The organism is Bacillus sp. FSL E2-8900, from assembly GCF_037966225.1.
GTDB lineage: Bacteria > Bacillota > Bacilli > Bacillales > Bacillaceae_G > Bacillus_A > Bacillus_A cereus.
Window position 1 is genome coordinate 3386511 of record NZ_CP150193.1, and the last position, 19617, is coordinate 3406127.

Here is a 19617-nt window from a genome sequence, read left to right on the forward strand (position 1 = left end):
CCATTTCCATATGTATTATTGCGTTTTTACTTTCTTCCCATATTCACGAACGATGTCAAATTTACTATCATCAGATTTAACATATCCTTCATGTGAATATACTTCTTTAATGATTTTGTGACCTTCCTCATTTTTTCCAATTTCAATGAAAGCATCCTGTAATTTCTTGCTCCACTCTTCATCTAAATCAGAACGTACCGAAATCGTATCGTTTGGAATTTTCTCCGTAAATTTCACTATTTTCGTTTGCTCGAATATATTCGGATAATCTTTTTTTACAATATTACGAGCATCTTGGAATACAACAGCTGCATCTACGTCACCATTTAAAAGAGCAATAAGCGACTGATCGTGACCTTTTAATGTAACAGGTTTCACATCTTTTAACGGATCAATTCCCTCTTTTAATAGAACAGCTGCAGGCCATACATACCCTGCTGATGATGTTACATCTTGATAACCAATCTTTTTACCTTTTAAATCTTTTACACTATTTATATTAGAGTCTTTTTTAACAACAAACTCAGATTTATAATAATCTACTAAATCTTTTGTAGGAGCTCCTGTTTCATCCTCTACTCCAAAACGTTGTGCTTGTAAAATTACATTTGCAGCCTTCTTTTCATGTGCTAATACGTACGCTGTTGGCGGTAAAAATCCTACATCTACTTGTTTAGATGCCATCGCTTCTACAATTGTATTGTAGTTCGTTGAAATACTAACTTTTACTGGAATATTTAACTTATCACTTAATAGCTTCTCAAGCGGTTTTGCCTTCGCCTCTAACGTATCTGCATTTTGAGAAGGAACAAATTGAACATTTAAAGTCTTCGGTACATACCCTTTTTTCGTATCTGCATTTTTACTTGCACTTGATTCCTTCGTTCCACAGCCACTTAATAATCCCGCTGCTAGTACAACTGTTGTGCTCATTGCAAAAACTTTTTTCAACATATTAATGCCTCCATTTTTCATTGTTATAAAATAACCTTTCATAAACATGAAGAAATATATCACATATTTTTACAAATAATTGATTATTTACAGAATCTTTACACATTCTATACACTCACATTAAAATTCTCTTCACATATTTGATATGATGAATTGGAAGATAACACTAGAAAAGGTGAGTCATATTGGAACAAAATCAAACTGTAACTTTAAACATCTTATTAACAAGCGATATACATGGCACTGTTTATCCTATTCACTACCAAGATAACTCCCCAGCAGAACTTGGTTTAGCTAAAATTTCTACTCTTATAAAAAAAGAACGTTCCCAAAATACAAACGTTCTTTTAATTGATAATGGCGACTTTATTCAAGGAACACCATTTACTTATCATTATGTTACATACGAAAAAAACAAAAAAAACCCAATGTCCTTATTAGCAAATTACTTACAGTATGACGCTGCAATTATCGGCAATCATGAGTTTAATTACGGGATGGGTATATTAAATAACGCTGTGACTACTGCGAACTTCCCGTACCTATCAGCAAACATTTTAGATAAAAACATAAAGAAACCTTATTTCGGAAAACCTTATATAATCAAACAGATTGAATCCAATATAAAAATCGCTATTTTAGGGGTGACAACGCACTACATTACCAATTGGGAACAACCCCATCACATTAAAGACTTACAATTTGAAGATGCATTAGAAACAACGAAAAAGTGGGTTTCTTACATTCGCAAACATGAGAAACCAGATTTACTAGTCGTAGCGTATCACGGGGGAGTTGAACGAGATTTACAAACCGGGGTACCGACTGAAGTTTTAACAGGAGAAAACCAAGGATATGCAATGTGCCATGAAATTGAAGACATAGATATTTTATTAACAGGCCACCAACACCGGGAAATTGCTCACACAATGGCTAACGGTGTAACAATTTTACAGACCGGATGTAATGGAAACTCAGTTGTAAAAGTAAAAATAACATTCGAAAAAACAAAACATAAATGGGTTAAAAAAGAGAGTTCTTCTGAATTATTATCTGTACAAGGAGTTGAGGCTGACCAAGATGTACTTTCATTGGTAGCCGATTACGAAGAGAAAACACAAAAGTGGCTTGATCAACCTATTGGAATCATTCAGGGGGATATGCAAATTTCAGATGCTATGCAAACTCGTTTGCATGATCATCCTTTTATCGAATTCATAAATAAAATACAGATGGATATAGCTAATGTATCAATTTCTTGTACAAGTTTGTTCCATAATACATCTCCAGGTTTCCCGGAACATGTAACAATGCGTGACATCGTTTCTAATTATATTTATCCAAACACATTAAAAGTAATTAGAATAACTGGAGCGGACATAAAAAATGCTCTTGAACTCTCTGCTTCTTATTTCACATTAAAAACAGATGGATCCATCACCGTAAGTCCTACCTACATAGAACCAAAGCCACAACATTATAATTATGATATGTGGGAAGGGATTTCATACGTATTAAACATTTCAAAACCAATTGGTGAAAGAGTAGAATCTTTACAGCATAACAGTGCTCCTCTTAATATGAATGAAGAATATGACGTTGTAATGAATAATTATCGTGCAAGTGGCGGGGGAAATTTCTTTATGTTTCAAAACAAACCGGTAGTAAAAGATATACCCACAGATATGTCTGAACTTATCGCTAATTATATATTGGAACATAAAACGATAGAAGCAACAGTTAATAACAACTGGAAAGTTATTAAATAACGATTTTTACATATAAAAAAGATGGGCTTCGCCCATCTTTTAATTTAATTTTGCATTATCTTGCTTTTTTAAAGCTTTTAATTTCGTCGGTGTAACATCTGTACCTTCTTCGTTAACAACTTTAATACCTTTAAGTTCGTTTAACATATTTTGACGAAATCCTTTTAAATATTGTTCACGTAGCGATTGACGCTCACGTTGCTCTTCTTCAGTTAAACCTTCAGCTTTTGCTTTTTTCGCTAAGAAGTTAATGCGTTCAACGAGTTCGTGATTAATCATCTCGAATCCCCCTTCTAATCAAAACTGATTATTATCATACAATAGTTACTCTTCTTTATCAAGCAATTGCTTCGTATACTCTACATATCTACGATGTACAGTCGCCTTTGAAACATTATGACCAAATCCACGTAATGTTGCTGCAATTTCTTCAAACGTGAGTTCACTTTTTCGCAAACGTACAATTTCCTCAATTGGCACTTCTTTTTTCTCTCTTCCTACACTTAAATGACGATTTTTTAAATTTTTTTCTGGACGATAACCTTTTTCTACTGCACGTTGCATACCTCGTTTAATTTTCAAATTATGAATCTTTCTTTGATATTCTTCAACAATACCAATAATATCTAATACCATTGAATCAGAATCCGACAATTGTAATTCACCATTATGTGTATGCGTATATACTTTTATGCCTTCTTTATGTAAACAATGCATTAACGCGATCTTCGCATTTCCTCTACCAAGACGCGTTTCATCTTGTATAAGTAACACATCAATTTGTTCGTCTCGAATTGTATCCAACACCTCCAATATACCGTCACGTTCAATTGTATATCCACTAGCCTGCTCTTCAATCACCTTAGTAACATTCATTTGATAGCGCTCAGCTAAATGCAATAATTCATCTTTTTGACGTAATAATGATGTTTCTTGCGCTTCTTTCGTTGTACTCACACGTGCATAAATAATTGCATTCATTTTGAACCCCTCTTTCTCCCTATTATTTCCCTATAGTGTAACATAAATCCGCCATTTGTTCGAACTTATGTTTGTAGAATGTTTTTTCACATGTTATACTTATTAATAAGAAAAATGAAAGAAAACGAGGTGTTAGAAAACATGGAAAAGTTAACGAAACGCCAGCAAGACATTCTCGACTTTATTAAGCTAAAAGTACAAGAAAAAGGATATCCACCTTCCGTACGTGAAATTGGTCAAGCAGTCGGCCTCGCTTCTAGTTCTACAGTGCACGGACATTTATCACGATTAGAAGAAAAAGGATACATTCGACGCGATCCAACAAAACCACGTGCCATTGAAATTTTAGGTGAAGACCGAATGGATACGGAAACACAATCTGTTATTCAAGTTCCAATTGTCGGAAAAGTCACTGCTGGCTTACCAATTACAGCGGTCGAAAGCGTAGAAGAACATTTCCCACTTCCAGCTAGTATTGTTGCTGGAGCAGACCAAGTGTTCATGTTACGTATTTCTGGAGATAGTATGATTGAAGCTGGTATTTTCGATGGAGATTTAGTTGTTGTTCGCCAACAGCAGTCTGCATATAATGGTGAAATTGTAGTCGCTTTAACAGAGGATAACGAAGCAACAGTTAAACGTTTCTATAAAGAAAAAGACCATTTCCGTCTACAACCAGAAAACTCTTCATTAGAACCTATCATTTTAAAACAAGTGTCAGTTATCGGGAAAGTAATTGGCGTATATCGTGATTTACATTAAAAATAACAAAAAGAAGATAATTACCTTATTTATATACGGTAATTATCTTCTTTTTGTATTTTGATAGATTTCCATGCATTCTATTTCTTATTAACGAGTTTCAATCGTCACATCTCCCGCAGCCGTTTTACCGCTAATCTTTTTACTACCATTTCCAATTGTTACATTTTTATTTTCTTCATTAAAAATCGTTACATCTCCCGCAGCACTTTGCCCAGTAATTACCGCATCTTGTGGTTTTTCCGATAAAGTAATATCTATATCTCCCGCAGTTGAACTTGCTTCTAGATTATATTTAGAATCATGATCTTGAATATTTATTTCCCCACTTGTTGTTTTTGCGGTCACTTTCCCTAATACCTTCTTAAAGTTCACCTCACCAGCTTTTGTCGATCCCTCCACATTCTTAGCCGTTACTTGTTTCAACTCTACTTCTCCAGCAAGTGTTCTAACACTTACGCTATCACTTTTCACATCACTCATTTCGATTTGTCCAGCAGATGAATTTACTTTTACATCTTGGTAAGAGCGTTCGGGCACAAGTAGAGTCAATTTAGACGTTTGAAACCTAAAATCGTAAAAAGAAAAATCAAATGAAGCACCTTTTTCTCTTTCCCCAATAATTTTTAATGTGTCACCATTTTCTGCGATACGAATCTCTTGTTTACGTACATCTCCCGATTGCTTTACATAAAAAGAAGAGTCAGGAGATTTTTGGACAATAATATCCCCGGCATCTAACTTAACTTCTATATTTTTTAATGTTTCGTTTTTAATTACATTTTCTTTATCGCCTTTTTCAGCAGTTTGTACTGCTTTTTCATATGTTTGGGAAATTCCTATTACTCCAATAATGATACAAGCGATAGCGATTAAAAATAGTTTTTTCATCATTTACTCTCCTTTTATCATTTTGAAGTTCCATATTACATATCGTACACACAATCTCTTAAACCACTTTGTACTATAAAAAGCGATAATACATAACAATAAACCTACTCCAACAAACGTTATACTAACGAAAAGATCCAACCATATAAAAGTACCCATAAATACTTTTCCAATAACGAAAAATGGTGTTACTACACTAGCAATACCACCGATCCAAAAAGAAAATATAAAAGCAATAATTGCGACTAACGGGCCTAACACAATAATAAAATTAAACAAACTAAGTCCAATGGCTGCCATAACAGCTCTTGTCACATTTGAAGTCGATGGATTTTTTTTCATTTCATCGAAGCGATACATCGCAAGTAATTCTTTCGCGATTACTTTCGGAGAACCAAGGCCCTGTATTATTTCCGATTCAGTTTTCCCCTCTTCTAGTCCAAACTGAAAGTGCTCTTCATAATCCAATAAAATATCTTGCCTCTCTTCCTCTGGTAACTTTCTAAGATAACTTGATAATTCTTTAAGAAACCCTTCTTTACTCATCCCATTCCACCCCTTCAATAATTTCTTGTACCCCTTTCGCAAAATCACGCCATTCTGTTACTAACAAATGAAATTGCGTCTCCCCTTGCTCTGTTAATTGATAATATTTACGAGGTGGCCCTTCCGTAGATTCCTTTAAATACGTTTGAAAATACCCTTCTTTCGTCAAACGACGTAATAAAGGGTATACTGATCCTTCCGATATTAAAAATTTATTAGAAATTTGCTGAACAAGTTCATAACCGTAACTATCTTTACGTTTTACAAGTGCTAATACACAAAGTTCAAGCACACCTTTTTTAAATTGAACGTTCAAGTGCCATCCTCCTTTCCTATCTTAGTACTGTTCAATACACGGTACCTGTTTTATCCATAATATACCACTTAGTATTGTTTATTGCAAGGTACTAAACTATATTTATTCCCTAAATTTAGAAAATGAACTAACAAAATTCTGAATAAAACTATGTTATAACTAAGCAGCATTCAAAGTTTCATTTCATTTACATTAATATTAGACTTCATTCACTCTTTCCTCTTGAAAAATCCACCACAACCTTATTCACTATAGCTAATGAGAAAAAGCCCCAATACTTATCGGTATTAGGGCTTTTTCTCATTAGCTATATATGAATCGAATTCCTATTTGAGAACCTGCATATGCGACAAATACTTTAATACCATATTTTATTTCTCATCATCGTTCCCCAAGATTTTTCGCTTAACATCTGATAAATCCTTCGACAACGAACTAAATGCTTTTGCTTGTTCTTCAATGACCTGTTGATTTTTTTCAATAACTTTTTGATATTGTTCTTCGCGCTGTTCATTCTTTTTTTGCGTAGTAAACAGCATCCATACAAATAAAGCTGCGAATGCTCCTTGTTGAATCATTGAATTGAAGATTTGTTCTTCCATCGTTCTCATCTCCTTTTCAAAAATTAAAGAGAATCATACGAGTGATCCTACTCTCATATCCTTATCTCACATTAAAATGTTCTTCTTTTACCCATGTGTTTTGCCCAATATCGATATAACCATCTTTTCTTGCAAAAATCCCATATGGATAAGATCCATCCACATTTCCTTTATAATTTCCATTTGGACCATCATATGTGTTAATGCCATAACCTGCTGGATATTTTGAGTAAGCATGGAACCACTCTACTTCAAAGTGTTCTTCTTTCGCCCACGCTTCCCAACCTAGACATAACATATTTTCATTCCCACCATACCAAGCAGCATCTATAATTAAATATGGCATTTTTGTATTAATGACATGACCTGTGAACCAAGCATCTTTTCCAGGACCACTATATAAATTGATGCCCCATCCTTCTGGGTATTTAGACGTTGCAATTCCCAGCCCTTTTGGTTGTAGTGGTTTATTGTTATCTTCATTAAATGCTTTGTTTATCTTCTCAATGAATTGATCCACTCTTCCTTCATCGAGCATTCGATGTGGGCAATGCTTTCCACTCCACGATTTATGTGTACGTACATTACTAATCGGTATATTGAATTGTTTCATTAACTGAGCAATAACAATTGCTGCATTATCCTCCGCCTTGTAATATCTATCCCCACCGCTTAGAGAATAGCAAATTTCCACTCCGATAGATTTACGATTACCATTTCCGTTACCATCACCTGCATGCCAAGCATTACGATCAAACAGAATACCTTGTACTGCTTCTTTGTCATCTACTGCAACATGAAACGACACTGAATTATTATTCCCAATCATATACAATATCTCATTTTCTGCTGATGCATCATTGTACGTATTATGTACTGTGATGAATTCTGGTGTCATTGTATTGGGACACTTTATACCATATTTACTTGGATCCACTAATTTTTTTCTAATTTCCATTACTGATTATCTCCTTTTTTATTTTTTATCATTTAAAATTCCACTGAATTATTAAGTACATCTAGAAACTAAATCCTCAGACAGGCCATATTCTATATAATGGGTTATGGTCCTCACATTCAAAAAAAGAAAAAGAGCAACTTTTTACATCAGTTGCTCTTTCAAAAATCGCACTCTATATTCCGCCCAGCATTTTACAGATATTACTCTCATCTCAAGAGGTATGATAACAAGTTTTTTCATCCTACTTAATACATGCTGATTTAAAGATATTATCTTACATTAAAATGCTCTTCTTTTACCCATGTGTTTTGTCCAATATCAATGTAACCATCTTTTCTCGCAAAAACACCATATGGATAAGATCCATCCACATTTCCTTTATAATTTCCATTTGGACCATCATATGTGTTAATACCATAACCTGCTGGATATTTTGAGTAAGCATGGAACCACTGCACTTCAAAGTGTTCTTCTTTTGCCCAGGCTTCCCAACCTAGACATAACATATTTTCATTCCCGCCATACCAAGCAGCATCTATAATTAAATATGGCATTTTTGTATTAATGACATGACCTGTAAACCAAGCATCTTTTCCAGGACCACTATATAAATTGATGCCCCATCCTTCTGGGTATTTAGACGTTGCAATTCCCAGCCCTTTTGGTTGTAGCGGTTTATCAGAAGGTTCAGTTGTACCACCACCGTCTCCTTTTCCTAAGTAGTCTAATGGATTCACAGCATTACTCTTATTGATGTTCCAAGACCCTTTATGCAATTCAAAATGCAAGTGTTGACCACTAGAATCCCCTGTGTTCCCCATAACCCCAATAGTTTGTCCTTGTGTAACATAATCACCTTCTTTTACTGTTCGAGAACCGCTACGCATATGGGCATATACTGTTTCCCATGTAACCCCATCAATAGTGTGCACAATCATAATACATTCACCATAACTGGATGAAATATAAGAACGACTAACTCGTCCGCTAGCTGCTGCATAAATTGGATGATAGCCCGATTCAGCAAGATCTATCCCATGATGATCTGGTCTGCTCCCCCGAAATCCACTTGTTACTCTCGTTGTATCTGTTGGATAAATAAATTTTGCCATAATAATCTTCCTTTCTATTCATACGTAATATAAAAAGGCACTTAAAAAAGCACCCTTTTATATTTTTTCTATATATTAAAATTTATAATTTAAAATCAAATAATAAAAAACTTTGTTATTACCTTACATTAAAATGTTCTTCTTTTACCCATGTGTTTTGTCCAATATCAATGTAACCATCTTTTCTCGCAAAAACACCATATGGATAAGATCCATCCACATTTCCTTTATAATTTCCATTTGGACCATCATATGTGTTAATACCATAACCTGCTGGATATTTTGAGTAAGCATGGAACCACTGCACTTCAAAGTGTTCTTCTTTTGCCCAGGCTTCCCAACCTAGACATAACATATTTTCATTCCCGCCATACCAAGCAGCATCTATAATTAAATATGGCATTTTTGTATTAATGACATGACCTGTAAACCAAGCATCTTTTCCAGGACCACTATATAAATTGATGCCCCATCCTTCTGGGTATTTAGACGTTGCAATTCCCAGTCCTTTTGGTTGTAACGGCTTATTGTCACCGCCACCAGTTCCTCCATCAAAATCTACATATTGTTTAACAATTTCAGAGTAGAAGAAATTCCCCCCGTTTTTATATCGATAACCACCATTGTAGGCAACAGCGATAGGGTTACTATATTTCACCATAGCACCGGTCGTATTTCCAAGTGATGGCGCAACAACCGTTTTAGAATACAGATCTGCCACCGGTAATGAATGCTGTTTATTGTTAGAAGCTAACCAGCGAAGGTAAGCTCGTCCAAAATTATACGATTGAACAATGGCACTTAAATCTGTAATGCCATTTTTCTTCGCATCATCAAAAGCACCCTTTAAATGCTTCACTCCGTAATAAATTGAATCTTTCGGGTTTTTAATTGTATTCATTGCCCATCCTTGTGATTCACTAGACTGCATAATATCAGGTGTCGTTTCAGAATTCCCTCCACTTTCCACCATAATAATTCCAAGCACGTAAGGAACTAACTCAGGTACACCTTGTGCAGAACATTCGCTTTCTACCATTGATTGCCAACGTAATACCTGTTGTGGCAAATTCTTTGTTTTGACTGAAGCAGCTAATAAACTCATCATTAAACATCTCCTTATTTTTCTATTATTTTCGCCTGTAAAACTACTACTTTACTAAATATAACTAGAAGCTAAAGACCTATTAATCCATCAAATCACTTCATATTACTCACCTTCTTTCACAACAAAAAGAGCAACCATAAAAATAGTTGCTCTTTCGTCGAAATCTTATATTACTACTATAAATCACTTTTTCAATACTTTCTGTACACTACATGTATCCTACAAAAAGGTAACACTAAAATCCATCTAAAAACTTGACAATCTTCCTTATTTCAGCATGTTTTCGGCGTATATAGCCTGTACTATAATGTAATTCAAACGCAATTTGCTCTAAAGTCATTCCATCAACATATTTCATTTTAAGTATTTGATGATCCAGTCCTGTAAACTTATTAATCAAAAGCTTTAAATCATACTCTTCATTCATTTTATGAGCTAATTCATATTCAATTGCTTCAATCCGCCCTTCTACCTTAGCCCCTTCCGATTCAGCGGTTAATCTTACATTTTGCAAATCACCGCTAATCCAACGCTTCAATTCGGCTTTTGATTTATCTAAGTTGTATTCTAAATAAGCAATTTCTTCTTCTAACTTCTTATAATCTTTGAGCCATTCGAACACTTACTGATTCACCCACTTCCGTTCTTTTTACAAAGTCTCTTAATACTAATTTAATAGCATGAATATGCTTATTAGCCTTTTCAATCTTTATTACTTGTAAATCATCTAGCATTTTTTCTTATGACCTATATTTATTTAACACTTCTTGTAATCTCTCACGCTCTTCATCAGTAGACTGCACGGTTTTTCTTTCCTCTTCTAGATTTGTTGATTCATCATCTTTATATAACCAATCGGGTACAATCTCTTTTCTATTTGAATACTTCCTACCTGTCCCGTTATATTTCTTTTTCTTGCTCATTTCGAAACGTCTATCTAGTATGGCCACATCAACTAATGTTTTAACTTCTTGCTCCTTCCAATTCCTCAATATAGCCTTAATGTAGTTCCATCTTGGCGCATTCTCATCAACGGCTTTATTAATTGCATGCTGAATTAACTCCCCACTAAACAAATTACAAAAACTCCCCAACTCTGCAATTGCAATTTCACTTAACGGAATGCCCATCCCCTTAATAAAGTTACAACTTACTTTAACCCTCTCATTGATGAATACACGAGATTCTAATTTATCCATATCATCATTATTATTTCGTTTATTAGTATTTAGTCTATTAGTATTTAGTAGTTTCTGATTTTCCTCATATGGCTTTACCACATCTTGGTTTTCCATTTGTGGCATGTTCCTTTGTGGCGTTTCGTAAATTTCCGTATCCCACCTTGTAATTTTTTTCGTATTCCCATCACGAACAGGATAACGTTTTACATAACCTAATTCTTTTAATTCCTTAAAACCTGTACGGAGCGAATCTTCTCCATCCTTAGCATGTCGAGCTAATTCGCTAATATGAAAAGTCCAATCGTCTGGTAATGTAAGCGCATAGGCTAAGATTCCTTTCGCTTTCCATGACAACCTTTCATCTTTTAAACCAGTATTATTTATAACGGAATAATTACTATCTTTTTTCACTCGAATAATCCCCATACTAGCCACCTCATCAATTCTCAAAAACGGTATTCAATGTTATACTTATCTAGAGATATTTTTTCTTATAGAATCCGCTGCAACGGATTCTTTTCTTATGCATTCATTCAAAACAATCATGCTATCCATATCTATTTTCTTCTAAACCTCTCTTATTCCTCAAGTTCAACATCCACTTGGATTTCGATATTCATTGGAATTTCTTGTGTTATACGAATCACATTTTGACTCATTCCTTTTTGAATAAGCTTTCTAACCTGCTCTTTTGCATCTTCTTTTGTTTTAAATTCACTGACAGTTGGTAACCCTGCTAAACTGCTAGTAATTACTAAAATCTTTCTTTGCATGTTCTTTCCTCCTACTGAATGTCTGCCATATTTATTTGTGAGTTTTTAACTGTAATTTCTTCATTTAAAACAGTTGGAATTGAATATTCTTCATTAATCATTTGTATTGCTCTATCCAAATGATAACGTTTAATAGCTTTATAACTATTCACACCAAATTCCCGATGTAACTGACTATAAATATCTCTATATAACTTCCTTCTAAGACCGATATCCTGATAAGAATTTGAATTTTTACCTCCCAATAACATAACACCTAACCTTTTTACAGCCCTTGTTATCTCTTCACACTCGATAGCATAAAGCGGCGTATTTTCTCGCAAACCCTTCACCTCAGACTTTATCTCTTGTATCTCCTGAGTATGTCCTTCTAACGCAGCAAATGTTAACTTTAAAACCCCCATTGGATCCTTTGGCACATTTTGTTGATTTTGTATATATTGCTTCATTCGTTTGAACTCTTTCATAAATTTGATTTTCATTCCAACCGCTTCTCTACTGGTATATCCCATAACAAGTAACGTGAATGCTTCTTCTGTTAAATCATATTTAGGGATTCGCCTATTCTTTGAATTAAAATAAGTGGACTCGTGAAAATTTTCTCCTCCAAACTCTTCACCTACATATACAATTTGTTTTCGAACTTCCTTCAAAACGTCGAAGTGATTTTTTTTGAATATCTTCGCAATTATCAAACTATCCGTTACTACTTTGCCATTAACTTCAAATACTAATGAACTATGTACTGATGAGTCAATTAATTGCCCCATCCTCATCTCCTCCTCACTACTAATTTTGGACTATCTTTATTGCATTGAGATAATTTCGCACTACGCATAATTCTTTACTTTCTTTTTACAAATTAACTAGTTATCGGAATTTAAATTAAATACTTTGATATGAACCCTCTTATTAAATCATCATTCAATAATTCGATTATAGGGTTACATTTTAAGTAAATTTCCTCCGATTTCAATTCGCTTCATTTTCTTCAAATTCAAAAAGATATTCCAAACTATGTTCTGGAAAAAAAGTTTTCTTAATTTCAAAAGCTTCATCATAATAAAAACGAAATTTACCATTTATTTTGTCGCTCACTGTTGCGTGGCGAAGTTTCAGATGCGAAGAAATTTGTGTAATCATAATTCTTTTTCTCGCCATCTCTGCACGCAAATTCGGATACATTGACTCACCACCTGTTTTTTGTACGATATTGCGTTCATTTCCATTTAAATATAAACTCAGTTTCGTATTTAGTCAACAAAAAAACGTATTTAAATACTCAATTTCGTATATTTTTCTATTTACTAACAATTTTAGTTAGGTTATGATATATACAGAAATACGCAATATCGTATACATTTTAATAAGAAAGATGGTGAAAGTAATGAAAAAAGCAGAGGTTGTAACACGCTTAATAAAAGAAGCTGGCTATAGCAAAAGAGCCTTCGCCGAAAAAATAGGTCTCCCCCCCACAACACTGCAATCCATGTTATCAAGAGGGATTGGTAAAGCGTCTGTTGATAATGTCATAAAAGTTTGTAAGGGATTAGGAATTACTACTGATGATTTAGAAAGACTCGCAACTCAAGAGGACAATACTGTTAAAGAAGAAGTTTCTATTTATGAAACCATCCAAAACGATCAATCAAACATTCTTCATATTCCTATCATTGGTTCTGTAGCAGCTGGTACACCAATATTCGCTGAAGAAAATATCGAAGGCTATTTACCCATGCTGAGTACATTTTTAAACAAACGTAAAAAGTATTTTTATCTTACTGTAAAAGGCACTAGCATGAATCTCGAATTCCCTGATGGTTCTTATGTTTTAGTAGAGGAAACTCCTTATGTTGAAAACGGACAAATTGCTGTTGTAAAAGTCAATGGTTATGATGCTACCGTGAAAAAGATTTCAAAATCCGGAAGCATCATTACTTTAATACCATTGAGTAATGACCCTATCCACGAACCAAAAACTTACGACCTTTCAGCTGAAGATGTAAAAATAATTGGTCGCGTTGTACAGGCAGTAAAGAATTATTAAGTTATAGCACAAGTGATTTAAAAAAGATAAAATCAATTCTTTTGAAAAGATTTTCTTAGTAACATGATTTAAAATAACCAAAAACAATCCATTATCTAGTAGTTAATATATCCAATAACTTCACTAAAAAAGCCCTGATACCGTAGTATCAAGGCTTTTTTAGTTCATAAATTATATAAAACTTACGTTTATCTGATAATGTTTTTCTATGATATCACTACTTGTTATTAATTATTGGCTTTTATGTGGCTATTTTTCATTTTGCAACCACATAAAATTGTAATAATAGGGAATTAAAAAACCCTTGATACGAGTTGTATCAAGGGTTCAAGCCTCTTAGTATAGAGACATGTATTGATCGCGTTCCCATTGGTGAACTTGTGTTCTAAAGATATCCCACTCAATCTCTTTCGCTTCGATGAAGTGCTCAAGTAAGTGTTCTCCTAGTGCACCGCATACTACTTCATTAGATTGTAATGTAACTAATGCTTGCGCTAATGTTGCTGGTAAGTCAACGATACCTGCTTCTTCGCGCTCTTCTTTTGTCATTACATAGATGTTACGATCTACTGCTGCTGGTGGAGTTAATTTGTTTTTAATCCCATCAAGACCTGCAGCTAATAATGTAGCCATTACTAAATATGGGTTTGCAGCTGGGTCAACACTACGCACTTCTACGCGTGTACTAATACCACGAGATGCAGGGATACGTACTAACGGACTACGGTTTTGTGCAGACCATGCTACGTAACAAGGCGCTTCATATCCAGGTACTAGACGTTTATATGAGTTTACAGTTGGGTTTGCTATCGCTGTAAATGCTGGTGCATGTTTTAAAATACCTGCGATGAAGTGACGAGCATCATCACTTAATTGTAAGTCACCGTTTGCATCAAAGAATACGTTCTCACCATTTTTAAATAATGATAAGTTACAGTGCATACCTGAACCGTTCACACCGTATAGTGGTTTTGGCATAAACGTTGCGTGTAAACCATGTTTACGAGCAATTGTTTTTACAACAAGTTTGAATGTTTGAATGTCATCACATGAGCGAATTGCATTTGCATATTTAAAGTCAATTTCGTGCTGTCCTGGAGCAACCTCATGGTGAGATGCTTCAATTTCAAATCCCATTTCTTCAAGTTCAAGAACGATATCACGACGACAGTTTTCCCCTAGATCCATCGGCGCAAGGTCGAAGTATCCACCGTTATCGTTTAGTTCTAATGTTGGATTTCCTTTTTCATCAACCTTAAATAGGAAGAATTCTGGCTCTGGTCCAAGATTGAAGTCTGAAAATCCTAAAGCTTCCATTTCTTTTAACACACGTTTTAAGTTGTTACGTGGGTCTCCATCAAATGGAGTGCCATCTGCATTGTAAATATCACAGATTAGTCGAGCTACTTTACCTTTTTCAGCTGTCCAAGGGAAAATTACCCAAGTGTCTAAATCAGGATATAAATACATATCAGACTCTTCAATACGTACGAAACCTTCAATCGAAGATCCATCAAACATCATTTTGTTATCAAGAGCTTTCGTTAATTGTCTCACTGGAATCTCTACGTTTTTAATTACCCCTAAAAGGTCCGTAAATTGTAAACGGATATACTTTACATTCTCTTCTTTCGCCAAACGGAAAATATCTTCTTTTGTGTATCTAGACATTATAAATTCCTCCTTAGTCCCTCTAATCGCCTTCAGAATCAGTTATCTTTAGTGAAAAAATCTTGAAATGTCACCTTGTCGCAATGAAGTTCGATTGAATCTACCTGTATGTTGTAGTTCATCTCGAAGTATTTTGCGAAGCTCAGTTTTTGAAATTTCTTTCGTTTCTTCTTTTACTTTCACTGCTTCTGTTTGATTTTCTTTCATTAGTAACACTTGTTTAATACCAGCCATATTCAGGCCTTGATCTAACAAATCTTTAATTTCTAACAACTTATCTACATCGTTAAATGAAAATAATCTACGATTCCCCTTTGTACGGGTTGGAGAAACAAGATTATGCTCTTCATAGTAGCGAATTTGACGTGCAGACAATTGTGTTAAATCCATAACAATACCAATAGGAAACAGCGGGGCAGAACGTCTATCTTCTTTCATTTTTCAGTTCCTCCTTCGCCTTAACTGCTTCTCATTTTATACCATGTTATGTTTAGTGTCAATAGATGTTAGCTTTTCTTACATGATTTTTTATAATTTTTTTATGAATTTTTTCATTCTTTTTTCTAATCGCATAAATCATTACTTTTATACGAAAAAAGCTGCCAAAATCGACAGCTTCCCATTAAGAAATTATTAATAAATTCTTTTCAATCAATTCGTCAATCGCAGAACAAATCGCAATTTTAACATGCGAATACGTTAAGCCACCTTGCACATACGCAACATACGGTGGTCTAATTGGACCATCAGCAGACAATTCAATACTTGCACCTTGAATAAACGTTCCCGCCGCCATGATTACATCATCTTCATAACCTGGCATATAGTTTGCATACGGAGTAAAATGCGAATTAATTGGAGATGCATATTGAATCGCTTGGCAGAAGGCAATCATACGGTCTTTATCATCAAATTGAACCGATTGAATTAAGTCTGTTCTTGGCGCATTCCACGCTGGTGACGTGTTCATTCCTAACTTTTCTAAAAACGCAGCTGTAAAAATTGCACCTTTCAGCGCTTGTCCTGCAACATGTGGCGCTAAGAAGAACCCTTGATACATTTCTTGCAGACTGTATAAAGACGCTCCAGCTTCCGCACCAATTCCCGGAGACGTTAAACGATATGCACACGCTTCAACATACTGTTCTTTCCCGACAATATAACCACCAGTTTTAACAATTCCGCCGCCCGGGTTTTTAATAAGCGAACCCGCCATTAAATCTGCACCAACATGACATGGCTCTTGCTCTTCAATAAACTCGCCATAACAGTTATCTACAAACACAACAACATCAGGTTTAATTTCTTTAACAAACGCGATCATCTCTTTAATTTGAGAAATAGTAAACGATGGACGAGTAGCATAACCTTTCGAACGCTGAATACCGATCATTTTCGTATTATTATGAATCGCCGCTGCAACAGCCTCAAAATCAACAAGCCCAGCACTAGTTAGCGGAACTGCATTGTAACCGATATTATATTCTTTAAATGAACCTACACCTTTCCCACGTACACCAACAATTTCCTCTAACGTATCATACGGTTTCCCAGTGATATACAATAACTCATCTCCCGGGCGTAAAATACCAAATAACGCTGTAGAGATAGCGTGAGTACCTGAAATAATTTGCGGACGAACAAGTCCAGCTTCCGCCCCAAATACATCAGCATACACTTTTTCTAACGTATCACGGCCAATATCATCATAACCATAACCTGTTGTCGGGTTAAAATGCGAGTCACTAATTTTATGTTTCCGAAAACTTTCTAATACACGAAACTGATTGCTTTCAATCACTTCATCCGCACGTTTATGTACTTCTGTAATCTGACTCTCTACTTCTTTTACAATTGGAGCAATTTTTTCTCCATTTTTCAAACGATCAAACATTTTTATTTTCTCCTTCTTCCACTAAAAATCTCTTTAATTGCACATTAAGCGATGAATGAGTAAAAATATACCCTGCACAATCATATACAAATTTATCTTCTAGAAACTCCATCTTTGCTAATAGAGTTTCCGTCTTTAAAAGCGTTAACAACTTACCTTCACTCGGAGGGATTTCCACTCGATAACAATCCATTTCTTTCTTCATCTTCGTTTCTATCGCTTCTTTTATACGCAATAAATCACTTTCTTCAAAAGCACTAGTCATTAAGAAATCACTTTTCGGAAACGGAATAAAGTTTTGATGTAATTCATCTTTTTTATTATATAACGTAATAATAGGAATATGGTTAATTTCAAGTTCTGATAATAATCGTTTTACTGTTTTTTCATGCCCTATGTAGTTAGGATCCGCGGAATCAACTACATGTAAAATGACATCTGCTTCCCCCGCTTCTTCCAGTGTCGAACGAAAAGCAGCGATTAATGAAGTGGGTAAATCTTGTATAAAACCAACAGTATCAGTTAGTAATACTGTATAACCAGAAGGTAACGGCATCTTCCTCGTCGTTGGGTCTAATGTTGCAAACAGAAGGTTTTCTTCAAACGTATCAGCTTCCGTTAATCTATTAAACAGTGTCGATTTCCCTGCATTTGTATACCCTATTAACGAAACTTGAAATACTTTATTATCTTTTCTTCTCTCACGATATCTTTTTCGATGTTCCACAACAACTGCAAGTTGTTTCTTTATTTCATCAATACGGGATCGAATATGACGACGATCCGTCTCTAATTTCGTCTCACCTGGTCCTCTCGTTCCAATACCACCACCAAGACGCGATAAGGACAATCCTTGCCCCATAAGACGCGGCATTGTATATTGCAACTGAGCTAATTCTACTTGAAGCTTACCTTCCCTCGACTTCGCACGTTGCGCAAAAATATCCAGTATTAGTTGCGTTCGATCAATTACTCTCGCATTTAATACTGAGGATAAATTCCGAATTTGACTCGGCGTTAATTCATTATTAAATACAATAACATCCGGCTCTAATTCTTCAGTTAACATTGTAAGCTCTTCTAATTTCCCTTTACCTATGTAAGTTGCCGGATGAAACTTTGGTCGTTTTTGCGTTGTTGACACTAACAATTCTGCTCGTGCAGTCTTCGCTAGTGATGCAAGCTCTTTCATGGAATGCATAAATTTTTCATCATCATCTTGTGGCAATTGACAGCCTACTAATATGACTTTTTCTTTTTCTTCCATCAAATATGTTCACTCATCCTTTTCGAAATTTAAACCTTCTAATATAATAGCAGAGGAAGCACATTTCATCTAGTTAGCGGGGGAGAAAATTCATGGCATGGGAGATTTTTAGCATCATAGGCACAATCGCTTTCGCACTAAGCGGAGCCATTGTTGCAATGGAAGAGGATTATGATATTTTCGGGGTGTATATTTTAGGAATGGCAACCGCATTTGGGGGAGGTGCCCTTCGTAATTTATTAATCGGTTATCCGATTGTCGCGTTTTGGCAACAAGACATGTTATTCCAAATCGCACTTTTATCAATGACTATTATTTTTCTTTTTCCAAATAAGTTAATTAGACATTGGAAAAAGTGGGAAAATATCACTGACGCTATCGGCTTATCAGCATTTGCTGTACAAGGAGCATTATATGCCCAAAAATTAAATTTACCAATTAGCGCCACAATTGTAGCAGCTGTTTTAACTGGTATTGGCGGCGGTATCATTCGCGATCTTTTAGCCCGCAGGAAACCTCTCGTTCTTCGAGCTGAAGTATATGCCTTTTGGACAATTTTAGCAGGTTTTTTAATTGGCGCTCAAATTATTGTTAGCGATTGGGCTCTTTACATTTTATTCATTTTAATTGTTTGCTTCCGCATGGTTTCTATTCATTACAAATGGCATTTACCACACAGACGTATCGAAACGAAAGAACGTTCAATCCATAAATAGCAATCTAACCTCTTTACATATCGTAAAGAGGTTTTTCTTTTCTAACGATTTTTTCTTTATATAATG

The 19617-nt window shown here is 34.9% G+C and carries 23 protein-coding genes; 4 read left to right on the plus strand and 19 right to left on the minus strand.

Going from position 1 to position 19617, the window contains the following annotated elements; all coding sequences use genetic code 11:
• Positions 1-15: 15 nt before the first annotated feature.
• Positions 16-954: a phosphate/phosphite/phosphonate ABC transporter substrate-binding protein gene (locus NST90_RS17230; RefSeq protein ID WP_061113401.1), complete on the minus strand. Its 939-nt coding sequence runs from the start codon at positions 952-954 to the stop codon at positions 16-18.
• Between the two features lie 185 nt (positions 955-1139).
• On the opposite strand from NST90_RS17230, the gene NST90_RS17235 reads away from it, so the two are divergent.
• Positions 1140-2723 (plus strand): bifunctional metallophosphatase/5'-nucleotidase, encoded by a 1584-nt coding sequence (locus NST90_RS17235; RefSeq protein ID WP_283748123.1) that lies wholly within the window; start codon positions 1140-1142, stop codon positions 2721-2723.
• Between the two features lie 39 nt (positions 2724-2762).
• On the opposite strand, the gene NST90_RS17240 is transcribed toward NST90_RS17235, so the two are convergent.
• Together NST90_RS17240 and NST90_RS17245 are read right to left on the minus strand one after the other, a co-directional pair.
• Positions 2763-3002, minus strand: coding sequence for a DUF896 domain-containing protein (locus NST90_RS17240; RefSeq protein WP_000607015.1), 240 nt, complete (start codon positions 3000-3002; stop codon positions 2763-2765).
• Between the two features lie 45 nt (positions 3003-3047).
• Positions 3048-3704, minus strand: coding sequence for a recombinase family protein (locus NST90_RS17245; RefSeq protein WP_000991469.1), 657 nt, complete (start codon positions 3702-3704; stop codon positions 3048-3050).
• Positions 3705-3845: 141 nt separating this feature from the next.
• On the opposite strand from NST90_RS17245, the gene lexA reads away from it, so the two are divergent.
• Entirely contained in the window at positions 3846-4466 is a 621-nt protein-coding gene (gene lexA, locus NST90_RS17250) for a transcriptional repressor LexA (protein WP_000413738.1), read from the plus strand.
• 90 nt (positions 4467-4556) lie between these two features.
• On the opposite strand, the gene NST90_RS17255 is transcribed toward lexA, so the two are convergent.
• The 12 genes from NST90_RS17255 to NST90_RS17310 form a co-directional block, all read right to left on the minus strand.
• Entirely contained in the window at positions 4557-5360 is an 804-nt protein-coding gene (locus NST90_RS17255) for a DUF4097 family beta strand repeat-containing protein (protein ID WP_048536031.1), read from the minus strand.
• Positions 5361-5903, minus strand: a complete 543-nt coding sequence (locus NST90_RS17260; protein ID WP_000031383.1) for a DUF1700 domain-containing protein — start codon at positions 5901-5903, stop codon at positions 5361-5363.
• A complete protein-coding gene (locus NST90_RS17265; protein ID WP_001102628.1) occupies positions 5896-6219 on the minus strand; it encodes a PadR family transcriptional regulator in 324 nt (107 codons plus the stop codon). Before NST90_RS17265 ends, NST90_RS17260 begins: the two co-directional genes overlap by 8 nt.
• A gap of 371 nt (positions 6220-6590) precedes the next feature.
• Positions 6591-6821 (minus strand): BhlA/UviB family holin-like peptide, encoded by a 231-nt coding sequence (locus NST90_RS17270; RefSeq protein WP_000392444.1) that lies wholly within the window; start codon positions 6819-6821, stop codon positions 6591-6593.
• Between the two features lie 61 nt (positions 6822-6882).
• On the minus strand, positions 6883-7779 hold the full coding sequence (locus NST90_RS17275; protein WP_048536034.1) for an N-acetylmuramoyl-L-alanine amidase: 897 nt from the start codon (positions 7777-7779) through the stop codon (positions 6883-6885).
• A gap of 272 nt (positions 7780-8051) precedes the next feature.
• The gene (locus NST90_RS17280; protein WP_006920050.1) at positions 8052-8894 is read right to left on the minus strand and encodes a M23 family metallopeptidase; all 843 of its coding nucleotides are present in this window, start codon (positions 8892-8894) and stop codon (positions 8052-8054) included.
• 118 nt (positions 8895-9012) lie between these two features.
• A complete protein-coding gene (locus NST90_RS17285; RefSeq protein ID WP_033692154.1) occupies positions 9013-9999 on the minus strand; it encodes a lysozyme family protein in 987 nt (328 codons plus the stop codon).
• A 238-nt stretch (positions 10000-10237) separates the two neighbouring features.
• Positions 10238-10624, minus strand: a complete 387-nt coding sequence (locus tag NST90_RS17290; protein ID WP_000464425.1) for a DUF1492 domain-containing protein — start codon at positions 10622-10624, stop codon at positions 10238-10240.
• A gap of 118 nt (positions 10625-10742) precedes the next feature.
• A complete protein-coding gene (locus NST90_RS17295; protein WP_033696536.1) occupies positions 10743-11609 on the minus strand; it encodes a DnaD domain protein in 867 nt (288 codons plus the stop codon).
• Positions 11610-11761: 152 nt separating this feature from the next.
• Positions 11762-11956, minus strand: a complete 195-nt coding sequence (locus NST90_RS17300) for a hypothetical protein (protein ID WP_001189065.1) — start codon at positions 11954-11956, stop codon at positions 11762-11764.
• Between the two features lie 11 nt (positions 11957-11967).
• Positions 11968-12726, minus strand: a complete 759-nt coding sequence (locus NST90_RS17305; RefSeq protein ID WP_006920058.1) for a phage regulatory protein — start codon at positions 12724-12726, stop codon at positions 11968-11970.
• Between the two features lie 202 nt (positions 12727-12928).
• Positions 12929-13141 (minus strand): hypothetical protein, encoded by a 213-nt coding sequence (locus NST90_RS17310; protein WP_000283431.1) that lies wholly within the window; start codon positions 13139-13141, stop codon positions 12929-12931.
• A 202-nt stretch (positions 13142-13343) separates the two neighbouring features.
• Between NST90_RS17310 and NST90_RS17315 the strand changes: the two genes are divergently transcribed.
• Positions 13344-14003, plus strand: a complete 660-nt coding sequence (locus tag NST90_RS17315; RefSeq protein WP_033692152.1) for an XRE family transcriptional regulator — start codon at positions 13344-13346, stop codon at positions 14001-14003.
• A gap of 336 nt (positions 14004-14339) precedes the next feature.
• On the opposite strand, the gene glnA is transcribed toward NST90_RS17315, so the two are convergent.
• The 4 genes from glnA to hflX form a co-directional block, all read right to left on the minus strand.
• On the minus strand, positions 14340-15674 hold the full coding sequence (gene glnA / locus NST90_RS17320; RefSeq protein WP_000092763.1) for a type I glutamate--ammonia ligase: 1335 nt from the start codon (positions 15672-15674) through the stop codon (positions 14340-14342).
• Positions 15675-15722: 48 nt separating this feature from the next.
• Entirely contained in the window at positions 15723-16112 is a 390-nt protein-coding gene (gene glnR / locus NST90_RS17325) for a transcriptional repressor GlnR (protein ID WP_000656783.1), read from the minus strand.
• 184 nt (positions 16113-16296) lie between these two features.
• A complete protein-coding gene (locus tag NST90_RS17330; RefSeq protein ID WP_283748318.1) occupies positions 16297-17568 on the minus strand; it encodes an aminotransferase class I/II-fold pyridoxal phosphate-dependent enzyme in 1272 nt (423 codons plus the stop codon).
• Positions 17561-18835: a GTPase HflX gene (gene hflX / locus NST90_RS17335; RefSeq protein ID WP_000391407.1), complete on the minus strand. Its 1275-nt coding sequence runs from the start codon at positions 18833-18835 to the stop codon at positions 17561-17563. Before hflX ends, NST90_RS17330 begins: the two co-directional genes overlap by 8 nt.
• Positions 18836-18927: 92 nt before the next feature.
• Here hflX and NST90_RS17340 point away from each other — a divergent pair, with 92 nt between their 5' ends.
• Positions 18928-19551 carry a trimeric intracellular cation channel family protein gene (locus tag NST90_RS17340; protein WP_000312266.1) on the plus strand — a complete coding sequence of 208 codons (624 nt, stop codon included), beginning with the start codon at positions 18928-18930 and terminating at the stop codon, positions 19549-19551.
• Positions 19552-19617: the final 66 nt, after the last annotated feature.

Bases quoted from the DNA above. Each gene is read 5' to 3' on its own strand.
- NST90_RS17340 (WP_000312266.1), top strand. From the start codon at position 18,928: ATGGCATGGGAGATTTTTAGCATCATAGGCACAATCGCTTTCGCACTA.
- NST90_RS17310 (WP_000283431.1), bottom strand. From the start codon at position 13,141: ATGTATCCGAATTTGCGTGCAGAGATGGCGAGAAAAAGAATTATGATT.
- NST90_RS17280 (WP_006920050.1), bottom strand. From the start codon at position 8,894: ATGGCAAAATTTATTTATCCAACAGATACAACGAGAGTAACAAGTGGA.
- lexA (WP_000413738.1), top strand. From the start codon at position 3,846: ATGGAAAAGTTAACGAAACGCCAGCAAGACATTCTCGACTTTATTAAG.
- glnR (WP_000656783.1), bottom strand. From the start codon at position 16,112: ATGAAAGAAGATAGACGTTCTGCCCCGCTGTTTCCTATTGGTATTGTT.
- NST90_RS17275 (WP_048536034.1), bottom strand. From the start codon at position 7,779: ATGGAAATTAGAAAAAAATTAGTGGATCCAAGTAAATATGGTATAAAG.
- NST90_RS17295 (WP_033696536.1), bottom strand. From the start codon at position 11,609: ATGGGGATTATTCGAGTGAAAAAAGATAGTAATTATTCCGTTATAAAT.
- NST90_RS17285 (WP_033692154.1), bottom strand. From the start codon at position 9,999: ATGAGTTTATTAGCTGCTTCAGTCAAAACAAAGAATTTGCCACAACAG.
- NST90_RS17245 (WP_000991469.1), bottom strand. From the start codon at position 3,704: ATGAATGCAATTATTTATGCACGTGTGAGTACAACGAAAGAAGCGCAA.
- NST90_RS17240 (WP_000607015.1), bottom strand. From the start codon at position 3,002: ATGATTAATCACGAACTCGTTGAACGCATTAACTTCTTAGCGAAAAAA.
- NST90_RS17260 (WP_000031383.1), bottom strand. From the start codon at position 5,903: ATGAGTAAAGAAGGGTTTCTTAAAGAATTATCAAGTTATCTTAGAAAG.
- NST90_RS17330 (WP_283748318.1), bottom strand. From the start codon at position 17,568: ATGTTTGATCGTTTGAAAAATGGAGAAAAAATTGCTCCAATTGTAAAA.
- NST90_RS17300 (WP_001189065.1), bottom strand. From the start codon at position 11,956: ATGCAAAGAAAGATTTTAGTAATTACTAGCAGTTTAGCAGGGTTACCA.
- hflX (WP_000391407.1), bottom strand. From the start codon at position 18,835: ATGGAAGAAAAAGAAAAAGTCATATTAGTAGGCTGTCAATTGCCACAA.
- NST90_RS17270 (WP_000392444.1), bottom strand. From the start codon at position 6,821: ATGGAAGAACAAATCTTCAATTCAATGATTCAACAAGGAGCATTCGCA.
- NST90_RS17230 (WP_061113401.1), bottom strand. From the start codon at position 954: ATGTTGAAAAAAGTTTTTGCAATGAGCACAACAGTTGTACTAGCAGCG.
- glnA (WP_000092763.1), bottom strand. From the start codon at position 15,674: ATGTCTAGATACACAAAAGAAGATATTTTCCGTTTGGCGAAAGAAGAG.
- NST90_RS17255 (WP_048536031.1), bottom strand. From the start codon at position 5,360: ATGATGAAAAAACTATTTTTAATCGCTATCGCTTGTATCATTATTGGA.
- NST90_RS17315 (WP_033692152.1), top strand. From the start codon at position 13,344: ATGAAAAAAGCAGAGGTTGTAACACGCTTAATAAAAGAAGCTGGCTAT.
- NST90_RS17305 (WP_006920058.1), bottom strand. From the start codon at position 12,726: ATGGGGCAATTAATTGACTCATCAGTACATAGTTCATTAGTATTTGAA.